This is a genomic window from Planktothrix sp. FACHB-1355, assembly GCF_014748295.1.
Lineage (GTDB): Bacteria > Cyanobacteriota > Cyanobacteriia > Cyanobacteriales > Aerosakkonemataceae > Aerosakkonema > Aerosakkonema funiforme_A.
Genome location: NZ_JACJUP010001149.1, coordinates 1 through 2,150, shown reverse-complemented (window position 1 = coordinate 2,150; position 2,150 = coordinate 1). Strand labels below are relative to the sequence as shown.

General features: G+C 44.2%; 2 protein-coding genes. Both read left to right on the top strand.

Annotation, left to right across the window (positions count from 1 at the left end):
* The first annotated feature begins 58 nt into the window (after positions 1 to 58).
* Positions 59 to 970: an alpha/beta hydrolase gene (locus H6S82_RS30095; RefSeq protein WP_190470122.1), complete on the top strand. Its 912-nt coding sequence runs from the start codon at positions 59 to 61 to the stop codon at positions 968 to 970.
* Positions 971 to 1,186: 216 nt separating this feature from the next.
* A partial coding sequence (locus H6S82_RS30090; RefSeq protein WP_347339569.1) for an iron uptake porin occupies positions 1,187 to 2,150 on the top strand: 964 nt, incomplete at its 3' end.

Here is a 2,150-nt window from a genome sequence, read left to right as displayed (position 1 = left end):
GGTGGCAACTGGAACGAAACAATTGCAGCAGATTCGTGAAATTTGAAGGGTGATAACTATGCAAACCGTTGATTTGGAAAAATTACCAACCCAGTTTTACAATTGGAAGAATTATCGCTGCGCTTACGAAGTTTATAACCAAAATAATAACGATAGCATTTCTCTGCTGTTGATTCATCCGATCGGCGTTGGTTTATCCGGCAATTTTTGGCAAAGATTCTGTCGCCAATGGTACGCCGCCGGACATCGCAACCCTATCTACAATCCCGATTTATTGGGATGCGGTGAAAGCGATATGCCGCGAGTAGCTTATCATCCGATCGATTGGGCAAAACAGTTGCAATACTTTTTGCATAATGTAGTAAAAAAACCAGTAATTTTAGTCGTGCAAGGTGCGTTATTTCCAGTGGCAGTTGAATTAGTGCAATTGGAAAAAAAATCTAATTTAATTCGGGGAGCGATCTTCTCTGGGCCACCTGCTTGGCGATTGATTAGTAATAACACTCCAGATTGGAAACATAAAGTAAATTGGAATATCTTTGATTCTCCCGTAGGGAGAGGATTTTTTGAATATGCCAGAAGCCGCAAGTTTATCCGTAATTTCTCCATTCGGCAACTTTTTGCTGAAGTTGAAAAAGTCGATGACGAATGGTTAGATATGTTGACAAATAGCGCGAAAGATGCGGCGAGTCGCCATGCCGTGTTTGCGTTTTTGGCTGGTTTTTGGAGACAAGATTATAAGGATGCGATCGCGCAAATTTCCCAACCAACTTTAGTAGTGATGGGAGAAGAGGCATCGAGTATTAGCAAAGAAGGAAAAAAAGAAACTCCAGACGAACGTTTGGCTGATTACTTGGCGTGTTTGCCAAAAGGTCGGGGGCTAAAGATGAGAGGGAGAAATGTTTTACCTTACGAAGAAACGACGGAATTTGTGAATGCGATCGCGCCATTTATACGTGAGATTGCTTGAATAAGCCGATGCAAGAATTTTCGATTTTGGATTGGCTGCGCCTTGAAAGTTAATTAGAAGCGCGAGGTAGGAAAAGTAGGAAAAGTAGGAAAAAGTTGATTATGTTGCGACCCTCTGGTCATTATGCTAAAAATTAGCTAATTATCGACTTGTTGGCTTATTTTCGGACATTTAGGATAGGAAAAGCAAGTTCGCTCGACAAAAGTGTGAGGAATCGTGAAGAAATTTTTTAGAAATACTCTACCAATTAGCCTGCTGACGCTAGTCAACACATCACTCATTGCCAGCATCACCCGTGCAGAACCGACACAAGTCAGAACTCCACGAAACAATGCCATGAATCAAGTCACCAACGTTTCTCAATTGGAGGACGTTTCTCCCGGAGACTGGGCTTTTGAGGCAGTGCGAAATTTAGTAGAACGTTACGGCTGTATCGAAGGTTATCCCGACCGCACCTTCCGGGGAAACCGCGCCTTAACTCGCTACGAATTTGCCGCAGGTTTGAACTCCTGTTTGCAGCAGATAGAACAGCTGATTGCCCGTAGCGGTGCCAATGTTACTCGTGAAGACTTGGAAACTCTGCAACGTTTGACCCAGGAATTTAAAGCCGAACTTGCCACCTTGAGAGGTCGAGTAGATGCTTTGGAAAATCGGATAACTTCCTTGGAAGCAAACCAGTTTTCTACCACAACTAAACTCAGCGTCGAAACAGTTATTGTTGCGACTCAAGTTTTTGGCGAAGAAAATGCAGCGACAGGCGAAGATATTGAAGACGAAGCCACCCTTGGCTACCGTGTACGCCAGAGTTTTCTAACCAGTTTCAACGGCAGAGACCGATTGCGACTTCGCCTCCAAATGGGTAATACTTTTGATGCTCGCGGTGGCAGCAACATAACTAATTTAAACACTTTCGGAAGCAATACAGGCAACGATGTGCGGCTCAACAAAGCTGAATATCGCTTCCCGATCGGGGATAGCACGATGGTTTGGATTGCCGCACATAACATGAACTTGGATGATGTTGCCGATCCGTTGGCTCCTTTTACCACTAGCGCTACTACTGGCGCAAATTCCGGCTTTGGAGCTTATGCTCCCATTTACTATACCAGCTACGGTGCTGGCGTCGGTGTTTCCCACGATTTCAGCAAAAAATTTAACTTGTCTGGCTATTATTCTGCCG

Excerpts from the sequence above, each read along its gene's own strand:
- H6S82_RS30095 (WP_190470122.1), top strand. The coding sequence starts at position 59 with ATGCAAACCGTTGATTTGGAAAAATTACCAACCCAGTTTTACAATTGG.